11 protein-coding genes are annotated in these 12849 nt (G+C 58.6%); 6 read left to right on the forward strand and 5 right to left on the reverse strand.

The window, feature by feature from the left end; genetic code table 11:
- Positions 1-32: 32 nt before the first annotated feature.
- The 5 genes from N645_RS0109265 (at position 33) to cysI (ending at position 7404) form a co-directional block, all read left to right on the forward strand.
- Positions 33-1223, forward strand: coding sequence for a PLP-dependent aspartate aminotransferase family protein (locus N645_RS0109265; RefSeq protein ID WP_024461231.1), 1191 nt, complete (start codon positions 33-35; stop codon positions 1221-1223).
- A gap of 403 nt (positions 1224-1626) precedes the next feature.
- A complete protein-coding gene (locus N645_RS0109270; RefSeq protein ID WP_024461232.1) occupies positions 1627-2421 on the forward strand; it encodes a class II glutamine amidotransferase in 795 nt (264 codons plus the stop codon).
- 117 nt (positions 2422-2538) lie between these two features.
- A complete protein-coding gene (locus tag N645_RS0109275; RefSeq protein WP_024461233.1) occupies positions 2539-3768 on the forward strand; it encodes an FAD/NAD(P)-binding oxidoreductase in 1230 nt (409 codons plus the stop codon).
- A gap of 139 nt (positions 3769-3907) precedes the next feature.
- Positions 3908-5695: an assimilatory sulfite reductase (NADPH) flavoprotein subunit gene (locus N645_RS0109280; protein WP_024461234.1), complete on the forward strand. Its 1788-nt coding sequence runs from the start codon at positions 3908-3910 to the stop codon at positions 5693-5695.
- Complete coding sequence (gene cysI / locus N645_RS0109285; protein WP_024461235.1) at positions 5695-7404, forward strand: assimilatory sulfite reductase (NADPH) hemoprotein subunit; 1710 nt, start codon at positions 5695-5697, stop codon at positions 7402-7404. Before N645_RS0109280 ends, cysI begins: the two co-directional genes overlap by 1 nt.
- 50 nt (positions 7405-7454) lie before the next feature.
- On the opposite strand, the gene N645_RS0109290 is transcribed toward cysI, so the two are convergent.
- Complete coding sequence (locus tag N645_RS0109290) at positions 7455-7676, reverse strand: hypothetical protein (RefSeq protein ID WP_024461236.1); 222 nt, start codon at positions 7674-7676, stop codon at positions 7455-7457.
- 223 nt (positions 7677-7899) lie between these two features.
- Between N645_RS0109290 and N645_RS0109295 the strand changes: the two genes are divergently transcribed.
- A complete protein-coding gene (locus N645_RS0109295) occupies positions 7900-8436 on the forward strand; it encodes a hypothetical protein (RefSeq protein WP_024461237.1) in 537 nt (178 codons plus the stop codon).
- A gap of 28 nt (positions 8437-8464) precedes the next feature.
- On the opposite strand, the gene N645_RS0109300 is transcribed toward N645_RS0109295, so the two are convergent.
- The 4 genes from N645_RS0109300 to N645_RS0109315 form a co-directional block, all read right to left on the reverse strand.
- Positions 8465-8689, reverse strand: coding sequence for a DUF3565 domain-containing protein (locus tag N645_RS0109300; protein ID WP_024461238.1), 225 nt, complete (start codon positions 8687-8689; stop codon positions 8465-8467).
- A gap of 13 nt (positions 8690-8702) precedes the next feature.
- The gene (locus N645_RS0109305) at positions 8703-9410 is read right to left on the reverse strand and encodes a succinate dehydrogenase iron-sulfur subunit (RefSeq protein WP_024461239.1); all 708 of its coding nucleotides are present in this window, start codon (positions 9408-9410) and stop codon (positions 8703-8705) included.
- Between the two features lie 33 nt (positions 9411-9443).
- Positions 9444-11003 carry a VCBS repeat-containing protein gene (locus N645_RS0109310; RefSeq protein ID WP_238559229.1) on the reverse strand — a complete coding sequence of 520 codons (1560 nt, stop codon included), beginning with the start codon at positions 11001-11003 and terminating at the stop codon, positions 9444-9446.
- Between the two features lie 144 nt (positions 11004-11147).
- Positions 11148-12746 (reverse strand): BCCT family transporter, encoded by a 1599-nt coding sequence (locus tag N645_RS0109315; protein WP_024461241.1) that lies wholly within the window; start codon positions 12744-12746, stop codon positions 11148-11150.
- Between the last annotated feature and the right edge of the window lie 103 nt (positions 12747-12849).

Below are 12849 nucleotides of genomic sequence, written 5' to 3' on the forward strand. Positions count from 1 at the left end.
GCGAACCGATTTTGTTTGAAGAGACCAGAACCATGCCGATAAATAAGCCCCAGGCACTACGGACACGTTTAATTCACAACCACCCCGACAACGACCCCTACGGCAGCCCCTACTGCCCGGTGTACAACACCACCACCTACCGCCAGGCCAATACCCGGGCTCTACTTGATACCATTGAGGGGCGCGCCGATGGACCGCTGTATACCCGCTGGGGCAGCAACCCCACCATCGAGGCGCTTGAGCAGAGTCTGGCAATGCTCGAACAGGCGCCGGCCGCACTGGCTTTTGCCTCAGGCATGGCTGCCATCTCGGCAACATTGCTGTGTCATGGGCACGAGGGCATAGTCGGCGTGGGTGACCTGTACGGCGGTACCCTGGAGTTTCTCGAGCATAACGCCCGCCCTCTGGGCTACCCGGTTGAGTACCGGCGCTACGATCAACTCGGCGAACTGGGCGACACACTCAGGCCCGGAATGCTCGTGTACTGCGAAACACCCGCCAACCCCACGCTCCGGCTGATCGACATCGCCGCCCTGGCCGAGCAGGTACACCACAAAGGCGCCCTGCTGATGGTGGACAACACCTTTGCCACCCCCATTAACCAACAGCCTCTGACCCTCGGGGCGGACCTTGTGGTGCACAGTGCCAGTAAATACCTCGGCGGCCACAGTGACATTACCGCCGGCGCGCTTATGGGCGACCGGGAACGAGTGCGTAGGGTCGCCTCATGGCGTACCAACCTGGGACAGATTCTGTCCCCGGAAACCGCCGCTCTGCTGGCCCGCAGCCTGCGTACCCTGCCTCTACGTGTACGCACCCATAACGACAACGCTTTGGCTTTGGCCCAGGCGCTCGAAACCATGTCGCCTATCCGCCGGGTGCTCTACCCGGGCCTCGCTTCGTTTGCCCAACACGAGCTGGCCAAACGACAAATGTGCGGCTTCGGAGGGATGCTCAGCATTGAACTCGAGGGCGATTTTGAACAGGCCGCCGCGGTGGCCGATCGTCTCAAGGTTTTTGTATTGGCGCCCAGTCTCGGTGGATTGGAGAGCCTGGTCAGCCAACCTTGCGCTACCAGTCACCATGGCATCAGCCGAGAACAGCGAATGGCGCTGGGCATCAGCGACAGTCTGTTGCGCCTGTCGGTAGGGGTAGAGTCCGTGGAAGATTTGATCAGCGACATCCAGCAGGCCCTTGACGCCGCTTACGACTCCGCCCGGTGACCGGAATAGCACCCATCGCGCGGCGTGATCGACATTTGGCGGGCGTAAACCGCTCGACACTGGCACCAGGAGTCCCAGGACTAACTCACCGTTTTGAGTGGCTCAGAATTCTCCGATTATTTTGGGGCTCTTAACGGGACGCCCAGGCCCGAACGGTAAAAGTATTGTAAGTCCGGTGCCACCCCCTACAGCATCACGTAATCACCATCATGGTGCTCTTGCCCCGACTGATTTTGCACCAATCTGGAACACAGCTTGGGCCTCGACGACATCACTGCAATTTTTTGGTGCATAAGCCAAAGGTTGTCGAAGCGCCATGCCTCCCCTGACGGCAGTCCGACGAAAGATAAAGTGCGTATAATCTCTTATTATCTGTGCATTATCCTTTGAGAGCCGGTCTGTTATGTGCGAACTTCTGGCCATGAGCGCCAACACCCCCACCGATCTGTGCTTCAGCTTTACCGGCCTGACCCGCCGCGGCGGCGAAACCGGGCCCCACAAAGATGGGTGGGGCGTGGCGTTTTACGAAGGCAAAGGCGTGCGCAACTTCCACGACGCCGACGCCAGCGCCTCCTCCCGCATCGCCGAGGTAGTGCAGACCCATCCGATCAAAAGCGAAGTGGCCATCTGCCATATCCGTCAGGCCAACGTGGGTGATATCTGCCTGGCCAACACCCATCCCTTCACCCGCGAGCTCTGGGGCCGGTACTGGGTGTTTGCCCACAACGGCCAGTTGTCGGACTTTGCGCCCGAACCCGGTTTCTACGAGCCGGTGGGCACCACCGATAGCGAGGCGCTGTTCTGCGATATGCTCAACCACTTGCGCCGGCATTGCGATCGCCACACGCCGACCGCCGAGGTGGTACAGCGGCTGGTGAGTCTGTCCGAAAGCTACGCCCGTCAGGGGGTATTCAACCTGCTGTTGAGCAATGGCGACTGGCTGTTCACCTACTGCTCCACCAAAATGGCCAGCATCACCCGCCGGGCGCCCTTCGGCCCGGCCCGCCTGAAAGACGCCGACATGATGGTGGATTTCGAATCGGAAACCACGCCCGACGACATTGTCAGCGTGATCGTCACCGAACCGCTCACCAGCGATGAGACCTGGGATATCTACCAACCCGGAGAGTGGCGCTTATGGCGTAAGGGGGAGATTGCAATGCGAGGGACCAGGGACGCCCTCCCCCCTCAAAGCTGAGTGGCACGGCTTATATCGCTCAGCACTTTGCTTAATACCAATCCATCTAATAAGATATATTTTTAATACATCTTAATACTGATAAGCTTCCCGCTCGATCTGACAGGAGGCTGACTCATGACCCAACCCCGGCACCACGATATTGTGATCATCGGCGGCGGTGCCGCCGGCACCAGCGCCGCCGCCTCGCTGCTGCGTCAACGCCCTCACTTGGATGTGGCGGTGATTGAGCCCAGCGACACGCATTATTATCAACCGGCCTTTACGCTGGTCGGGGGAGGTACCTACGCGTTGGAGGACACCGCCAGGCCGCAAGCCCACACATTGCCCCACAACGCGACCTGGATTCGCCAGCCGGTCACCGCATTGAAGCCTGAACAACAGCGCGTGGTGCTGAATAATGGCAACGAAATCCACTACCGTGCACTGGTGGTTGCGCCCGGTATTGAGCTGAACTGGTCGGCCATCGAAGGCCTGCCTGAGGCGCTGGGCCAGGGTGGTGTCTGCAGCAATTACGATCCTTCACTCGCCCGTTACACCTGGCAATGCATCGATGGCCTGAAGGCCGGCCGCGCCCTGTTTACCCAGCCGTCCACGCCCATCAAATGTGCGGGCGCGCCGCAAAAAATCGCTTACCTGGCGGCTCATCAATGGCAGAAACGCCAGCAGAGTCATCAGATACAGGCACAATTCTACAGCGGCATGGGCGCCCTGTTCAGCGTGCCGGACTTTGTTCCGCACCTGCAGAACGTGGCCATTGATTACGGGATAGGCATCAACCTTAAACACGATCTGATCCGGGTGGATGGCGAAAAGCACATCGCAACCTTTAAAGTGACGGATCAGAACGACGAAACCCACGAAGTCGACGAGCCCTATGATGTTCTGCATGTAACACCGCCACAACGCGCGCCGCAGTTTGTACGCGAAAGCGTTATGGCCAATGAGGGCGGTTGGTTGACCGCGGACCCCCACACTTTGCAAAACCCGGATTACCCGGAGGTGTTTTCTTTAGGCGACGCCAGCTCGCTGCCGACATCCAAAACGGCGGCCGCCGTACGCAAGCAGTCACCCGTTGTGGTCAAAAATCTGCTCGCCTTTCTGGATCAGGAACCACTGAGCGCCCGCTACGACGGCTATACCTCCTGCCCGGTGGTCACCGGTTATGGCGAGGTGATGCTCGCGGAATTCACCTACGGTGGAACCGTAACGCCCACATTGCCCCTGAATCCGTTCAAGCGGTCGCGCTTTTACTGGGTGGTCAAAAAACATCTGCTGCCACCTTTCTATTGGCGTTACATGCTGCGGGGCAAAGAAGGCGACATCGCGCACAAAGAGCGCCACTGACATCCCCCTGTTACTACCGCCGGTTCTTTGCTTAGGACACATCCGTCTAAGCAAAACGGCGGCGTTGCCTTGAGTTTTTGTTAGCCTGACTCACTATCAAAGTCAAAGGATCACGGAACCCATTGGAGCCCGACTTCGCATGAACGCACCCTTGCCCCCTTCACCGTTGAACGACGCTCAGCGCCAGCAAATCGACGCCCTACTACGGGAATTGAACGAGCAGCAACTGGACTGGGTCCAAGGCTATCTAGCCGGCTACCGGGCCGCACTGCAAACCGGCAGCACGCCAGCAGCCACAAGCGGTCCCGACAGCACCAAGCTGACGGTCCTTTATGGCTCTCAGACCGGCAACGCGCAAACCCTGGCCGAGCAACTGGCCGAACAGGCGCGCGCCAAGGGGCTGAACGTCGAGTGCCTGGATATGGACGAATTCCCCATCCGGCAACTGAAAAAGACCGAGCGGCTCGCCCTCATCACCTCCACCCACGGCGAGGGCGACCCGCCGGATAATGCTCTTGGGCTGCACGAGTACCTGCATGGGCGCAAGGCACCGAAACTCGGTCAGTTGCGTTACGCCGTGCTGTCACTGGGGGATTCCAGTTACGAATACTTTTGCCAGACCGGGGTGGATTTTGATCAACGCCTGGCGGCGTTGGGTGCCGAGCGGATGTTGGATCGCGTGGACTGTGACGTGGACTATGAGGAGGCCGCCGATCAGTGGATGACGCAACTGCTATCGGCACTCAAATCCGAGACAAAAAACACGGCTGCGGTTGCCCCGACACCCACAGCATCTACCTCCACCGCTGCGGGTCATGATCGCAAGCATCCGTTTCCCGCCCCTCTGTTGGACCGAGTAACGCTGAACGGTCGTGGCTCCAGCAAGGCGGTACACCACCTGGAGTTTTCCCTGGAAGCTTCCGGGCTGCGCTACCAACCCGGCGATTCCCTGGGCGTTTATGTGCAGAACGATCCGGAGCTGGTGGCCCGGATTCTCGAGCAGACCCGGCTGGACGGCGAGCAAGCCGTGACGCTCAAGGACGACTCCCTGACACTGCACCAGGCGTTGCAGCATCATCTTGAGCTGACGCGACTGACACCACCGACGGTGCAACAGTGGGCCAAACTGAGTGAGGCCAGCGAGCTTCAACAGCTTACCAACGATAAACGGGGGCTGATCGACTGGCTGCACGGACGCGATCTATTGGATCTGCTCCAGGAATATCCCATTGGCGGACTTAGTGCCCAGACGCTGGTCGACCACATCCGTCGCCTGCCGCCCCGGCTCTACTCCATCGCTTCCAGCCAGGCGGCTGTGGACGAGGAAGTGCATCTGACCGTGGCGGCGGTGCGCTACCAACAACGCGAGCGCCTGCGTGAAGGGGTGGGCTCCACCTGGCTGGCGGATCGCCTGGTGCTGGATGATACTGCACCGGTATTTATCGACACCAACAAGAACTTCCGCCTCCCCAGTGACCCCAACACGGCCATTGTGATGATCGGCCCGGGCACCGGGGTAGCGCCATTCCGCGCGTTCATGCAGGAGCGCGAGGCCGAGACGCACGCAGGCAAGAACTGGCTGTTTTTTGGCGATCGGAATTTTCGCACCGATTTTCTCTACCAGCGCGAATGGCTCCAGTGGCGCAAGCAGGGACTGCTCAGTCGACTGGACGTGGCCTTTTCCCGGGACGGGCCGGACAAAGTGTATGTGCAACACCGGATTCGTGAGGCGGGGGCAGAGCTCTGGCGCTGGATCGAGGACGGCGCGCACCTGTACGTGTGCGGCGATGCCAATGCCATGGCGCCGGACGTGCACGAAGCCCTGATCGACGTGATCAGCACCCACGGACACAAAAACCGCGACAGCGCCGAGCACTACCTGCGCGAGCTGACCCGAAGCAAACGCTACCAGAGAGATGTGTACTGATGAGCCATGACGATTTGCCTTTAGCCGAACAGATCAAGCGCGAAAGCCGGTATTTGCGCGGTACCCTGCGCGACTCCCTGGCGGATCACGCCACCGGCGCACTGCGCGACGAGGACACGCACCTGAGCAAGTTTCACGGCCTCTACCAGCAGGACGACCGGGAGCTGCGCGAAGATCGCCGTCAGCAGAAACTTGAACCGCACTTCCAGTTTATGCTGCGCTTGCGGCTGCCCGGCGGGGTACTGACCCCGGACCAGTGGCTGGGACTTGATGAAGTCGCCGACCGCTTTGCCGACGGCAGCCTGCGCCTGACCACCCGACAGACGTTTCAGTTTCATCGGGTATTCAAGGAAAACCTGCAACCGCTGATTCAACATCTGGATTCGCTGGGGCTGGACAGCCGGGGCGCCTGCGGGGATGTCAACCGCAACGTGGTGGCGAACGTCAACCCGCACCTTTCTGCCAATCACGCACGGGTCTATGACCATGCGGTGCAGATCAGCGAACGACTGATGTGGCGGTCGCGGGCTTATGAAGAAACCTGGCTGAACGAGGCGCCAAAAACCCGCGAAGGCGAAGAGGAAGAACCCTTCTACACCTACCGCTACCTGCCCCGAAAATTCAAGGTCGCCATCGCTCTGCCACCCCACAATGATTGCGATGTATTAGCCAACGACATCGGCCTGATCGCTATTGAAGAAGATGGCGATATCGTCGGTTACAACATCGCGGTCGGCGGCGGCATGGGTATGACTTACGGAGAGACCGGTACCTACCCGCGCCTTGCCAGCCCGGTCGGCTTTGTGCCGGCCGATCAGGTGGTGGATGCCTGCGAAGCCATTGCCGCCATTCAGCGCGATCACGGTTGCCGCACCGACCGGGCTCACGCCCGATTCAAATACACGCTCGATGATTACGGGCTGGACTGGTTCAAGGAACGGTTTGCCGAGGTGCACGGAACGCCGCTGGAACCACTGCGAGACTACACCCTCAAGGACAGCGGTGATCAATTCGGCTGGACCGAGGATGATCGGGGTCGGCACCACCTGACGCTGTTTATCCCCAGCGGCCGCATTCGCGATTTCGAGCAACTGAAGTTGCGTACCGCGTTGCGCAGCATCGCTAAAATTCATTCAGGCGAATTTCGCATCACCTGCAACCAGAACCTGATCATCGCCGGCGTCAGCGAACAGGAGAAATCAGCCATCCAGAAGCTGGTGGACCACTACGGTCTGGATGATGGAGGTAAAAGCTCACCCCTGGCACGCAACGCCATTTCCTGCGTGGCTTTCCCCACCTGTGGATTGGCCATGGCGGAATCCGAACGCTACCTGCCGGAGTTAAGTCGGAAAATTCACCAACTGATGAGTGAGGTGGGCATCGGTGACCAGGTGATTCAATTGCGTGTATCCGGCTGCCCCAACGGCTGCGCCCGCCCCTACCTGGGGGAGATTGCACTTACCGGAAAGGCCCCCGGAAAATACAACCTGTATCTGGGCGCCGATACCGGGGGCAACCGGTTGAACCGTCTCTACCGGGAGAATATCGACGAAGCGCAAATACTCGCCGATCTGAAACCGCTGTTCGAGCGTTTTGCCCAGGAACGCGATGCCGATGAAGGCTTTGGGGATTTTCTCTACCGCAGCGACGTTATCAGCCCCTACTCCGGGCCCGAGGATTTTCACCAGCCATTGATCGCTCGCGGCTGATCCGTCCCGCCAAATTGCCCCGTCACGCCCTCGCGAAGGGCTGACGAGGGTCAATCCACCGGCCGACCAAGCTGTTTGAGCGCCACTAAGCGCGTGATGTAACTGATTTTGAGCAGGGTAACGAAGGGGATCAGACTGACATGTGCGGCCACCTGCCACGCCAGGGTCAGGCCATGATAAAACCAATAACCCATGGCCACCGCTCCCAACGAGAGGGCGATGCTCAGCACCATCCCCATGTGCGCCAGATTGAGAAGTTTGATCGGTTGCATGGCATACCTCCCGAGGTATAAATGGTTTTTACATAATCAGGATTGGCTCGCCCTAAAGATTCATTTAATATACTACTTATAGTTTTACCACCCTCGGAGACCTTATGCAACCGCTTTCCGGTATCGCCAGCCACGGCCAGCGCCAGAGCGGTGCTATCCTACAAATCGGACCATAACGACAGAACGGCCATTATCGTTCGCTCAGAATCCTAAGGAGACTCCCATGATCTTTAATCGCACAGGACTTCACGTCACCGCGCTTGCCGCGACACTCATGTTGACCCCCTTGACCGACACGTTGGCAGCCGAACCCGTCGGGCCAGAGTTGACCCCTAAGCTGCGCGGTTTGTTGATCAAGGAAATGCGCCAGATAGACCAAGCCATGCAGGACGTTTTCAGCGCCATTATTAAGGGAGAGCACGAGAGGGTGGCCGAGAAGGGGCAGGCCATTCACGACAGCTTCATTGTGAAACAGTCCCTGACACAGGAAGACCGTCAGGACCTGAAGGCCGCTGTGCCTTCGGCGTTTCTTCAGATGGATGCTCATCTGCATGAGCTGGCCGCATCCCTGGCCGAGGCAGGTCGCTCAGAGGACACGCCTCTGCAACTGGATACGTTCACGAAAATGACGGAGGCCTGTATCGCCTGCCACAGCACCTACACCACCGACCGTTTCCCGGGACTGAAAGCTCCGGCCGTTCCCGCGGATTGGGTTGATGCTATCGACTCTGCCGGAGACACGTCACATCACGACCATTGATCGATGGTGCTGTTCGGTTTTTGGAGTCTTAGTTGTCTACCAAGCGTTGAGTATGATCCGTCGGCTCTCGGCGATCACACTTGACGCAATTGAGTCGGGTGCCAAGCATGGAAGCTCGCCCCATTTCAGTGGTAACCCAGGGGCGCTCCACCCAAGGTGGGTTGTTACGAACATGCTGATTGTGGCCGCAGGCCAGGCGCGCCACCCAGTGGTCTTCTTCATCTTTGTGGTAGCCGATGATCGGTTGCTCCATGAATGCTCCCGGGTTACACGCCGTTTTTCAGCAACAGCCGCTTGATATCGCTGATGGCTTTCATGGGGTTCAGGCCCTTGGGGCAGACATGGGTGCAGTTTCCGATGCTGTGACAGCGAAACACGCTGAACGGATCCTCCAGTTCTTCCAGTCGCTGTTTCAACCCTTTATCACGGGAATCGGACAGGAATCGATAAGCCTGCAGCAGTCCAGCAGGGCCAACGTACTTCTCGGGATTCCACCAATAGGAGGGGCAACCCGAAGAGCAACAGCCGCACAGAATGCATTCATACAGTCCATCAAGTTTGGCGCGATCTTCTGGGCTCTGTAACCGCTCTATGGCCGGAGGCGGGTCGTCGTTGATCAGATACGGATGGATGCGTTTGTACTGGTTAAAGAATTGGGTTTGGTCCACCACAAGATCGCGAATGACCGGCATGCCCGGTAACGGGCGTAACACCAGCGTATCGCGCCGGTCGAGTACCTTCTCCACCGGCGTAATGCACGCCAGACGGTTAACGCCATTGATGCTCATGCCGTCAGAGCCGCACACGCCCTCCCGACAGGAGCGCCGGTAAGCCAGCGTCTGATCCTCGGCCTTCAGGTGTTCAAGCACATCGAGCACCATACGCGACCGGAATGGATCATCAATCGAATACGTTTGCATGTGCGGCGCTTCATCGTACTCGGGATGATAGCGGTAGATGGATACTTGAAGCATGGCGTCTACCTCTCTGATCGCGTGATTTTTCGGTCAATGTTCCGGCTTTTCGGGTTCATTACGGAATGGCGCTTCGAACCAATACAGGCGTGGCTGATCGGCGCTGGCGTCAACATCGCCGTGCCTATTCTGCGAGGCTCCGGTCATCACTCGACGCAACAGGTCCATGCGGAAGGCGCCGGCGAGCACATCAGGGCGACCATTTCGGTTCAGATCGGTAACAACCATCGGGACCAACCCGTGACGGTTACCGGCCAGCGGCCGTGAACGGAACGTCTCATCACCGTTATTCTCAAACCATACCATGGATTGTCGCCGAGGATCGTCCCAGTGGTTCACCCAGCTACTGACCAGTACATCCTGATGACCATCGTTATTCATATCGGCAACCGTCGCTTTGGCCGCACCGTAGTACCTGGCAATGTTACGGTACTGAAACTGCAAATCACCGCGATTTTCGAGCCACTGAACGCCATGGTACGGCTTGGGCTCGTTCTGGGTATCAAAGGCGTCGCCATTGGTCATCAATAAATCGGGCCGACCATCGCTATTGAGGTCGGCCACTTGCAATTGCGTAAAGCCGTACATCGGATGTGGGGCTCTTGCGAGCTCCATGGTGCGGTACTGCCCCGCACCTTCGTTGATAAAAGCGATCACGACTTCATGTTCCTGGGCCACCAGAGTGACGAGATCCTGAAGGCCATCGTTGTTCAAGTCGGCCTGAACGATATTGAGGGCGCCACTGAGGTTCAGCAAGTCCTGCCGGACGAAACGCCCGTCCCCCCGGTTGTCGAGCCAGAGCACACCGCCGATATCATTGCCGCCAAACACCGCCACAACCAGATCCAGGAGTCCGTCTTCATTGATATCCAGCACCTGCACATCCGAGATCCGGCCTAAACCGTCATAGAGCAGCCGGCGCTCAAACCGCCCCTTGTCATCTTGCGCCAGCAGAAACAGTTTACCCGCCAGGGCACCGCTCGGGGGTAACTCACCAAGATCGGCGACCACAATATCCTGCTGACCATTGCCCGTGTAATCCAGCGCCCGAGTCTGAATGGGAAGGGTGAACTGGCCGAGCGTCGTTTCTCGCCATGGGTCCGACGCCGGGTGATTTGATGGAACCTCCAACAAGCGAACTTCGCCTGCCTCGCCGTCGCTGACCAGAAAAGCCGCTGCCGCGTCACTGCCAAAGCGCTCTGGTGATACCGGCTGTAGGTTCAGTATTTGCGGCAGCCGCGATCGCTCTCCCACCACCTTTGCCGACCAGGCCGACGAGTCTGAGGATTCCGTATAAGGGAGGCGTGGCAACTGTTCGGGGCTTGAGCCGTAGTAAAGGGCTTTAATGTGTGGCACAACGTCTGCGGGAATCACCTCCTGACCGGTGCGCCGACGCCCCAAATCGACCATGGTGTCAATCACGGCCGGCCAGCTCCGCTTGGGTAACAAATCCGGCGAAGGCAGTGCATGGCAGCTACCGCAATAGCGCTCGGTTAACGCGACAATTTCTTCGACAGACTTTGGCTCCACCTGGCCTTCGGCCAACGCGTGCAGCGGCGCTAGCAAAGCCAACAGCAAAGTACAGACCGTCACTTGGCGCCTAGAGCGCACCGACCATGTCGTTTTGGTTGTGACGTATTTCGAATGAAAGCGTGTGGGTTGCATCGGGCCCTCCTGGCCAACAGCTAACCATAACCGCCGGTCCGACACACTACCCAGAATGGAGTACCGCGGTCGTCAGTCTTCTTTCACCGGGTCTTGGGTGTCGCCCGAACGGAATTCCTGAGCCCGGCGATCCGTGTCATCCAGCAATCGCTGAATGCGCTCTCGCATCAATGCTTCGTGCAACTCCATCTGTCGCTGTTCATTGCGCAGGGACTTGAGCAGTGACGCGGCCATAAACACCATCAGCACCATAAACGGGAAAGCCGCCACAATCGAGATGGTCTGCAGTGCGGTCAGGCCACCGCTCAGCAGTAGTACGCCGGCCACCAATACCTGAATGACGCCCCAGGTCAGTCGCATGGGCCGGCTTGGCGAGAGCACACCCCGGCTGGTGAACATGCCCAGCACGAAGGTGGCCGAGTTGGCCGAGGTGATGACAAACAGCACAATCAGGATCAGCACCAAGACACTTATCCAACCCACCGCGGGGAGGAATTCAAGCATCTGAAACAGCGCCGAACTCATCTCCCGGGTCACCGCGTCGCCCAGCGCTGCACCTTCAAACAGTTCGAAGTACAGCGACGAGCCACCAAAAGTGGCAAACCAGAGCGTGCTCAGCAACACCGGCATACCGATGACGCCAACCACGAACTCCCGAATCGTCCGACCTCTGGAGATGCGGGCGATAAAGCTTCCCACGAAGGGCGCCCAGGACAGGCCCCAGGCCCAGTAAAAAATCGTCCAGCGGGCCACCCAGTCCTCACCCGTGTAGGGCGACATCACCAGGCTCATACCGATCATGTTGGAAAAGTAATCACCAATGGCATTGGTCATGGCGGCGGTGATGAAATCAGTGGGCCCGGCAAAGAAAACAAACACCAGAACGGCCGCAGCCAGCAGCATGTTGGCATCGCTAACATAACGCACGCCACTTTCCAGAGGCGCCAGTGAGCAGAGTAAGAACACAATGGCCACCCCGGCCAATATGGCAAGCTGGGGCGTAGTGCCGAATGCCATACCAAACACCGAGCCCATTCCACTGTTGATCTGAATAACACCCAAGCCCAGGGTGGTGGCCACCCCGAACACCGTAGACACTACGGCTAACACATTGATCGCGTGCCCCCAGCCACCATCCACCCGGTCGCCCAGACTGGCCCGGAAGGTCTCGCTGATCAAGCCCGGCCGCTGCTGACGGAAGCGGACGTAGGCAATCGCGAGCCCCACGACAGCAAAGTTGGCCCACTGATGAAATCCCCAGTGAAACAGCGAGTACTGCATGGCCAACTCAGCGGACTCGGCACTGCGCCCCTCGGCCATACCCAGGGGCGGATTGACGTAGTGCGTCATGGGCTCGGCGACACCCCAGAACACCAGGCCAACCCCCATCCCGGCCGAAAAAATCATCCCCAACCAGGTGGGATAGGAAAATTCCGGCGCTTCACCGTCGGCCCCCAACCGGATGTTGCCACTACGGCCGGCCCCCAGAGCAATGCAGAACACCAGAAAACCGGTGGTGACAAACAGGTACAGCCAGCCGAAGTGGCTGGTAGTGAAGGCCAGCGCCTGCTCTGAACCACCTGCCAACTGCTCTGGCCAGAAAATGCCGAGCACAACAAACGCACTCAAGAGTGCAACCGATACGTAAAAAACCCAACCGGGTCTGTTCATGAGACGCTCTGCTTCAATATTTTAATGGTGAGCCAAGTGCTTGATATGTAGCGAAAAAGCCTAACACGGACCGCACCAGCGACAAATACATTGATAAATACGT

Origin of the sequence: Marinimicrobium sp. LS-A18 (assembly GCF_000463525.1) — a bacterium.
Classification (GTDB): Bacteria; Pseudomonadota; Gammaproteobacteria; order Pseudomonadales; family Cellvibrionaceae; genus Marinimicrobium; species Marinimicrobium koreense.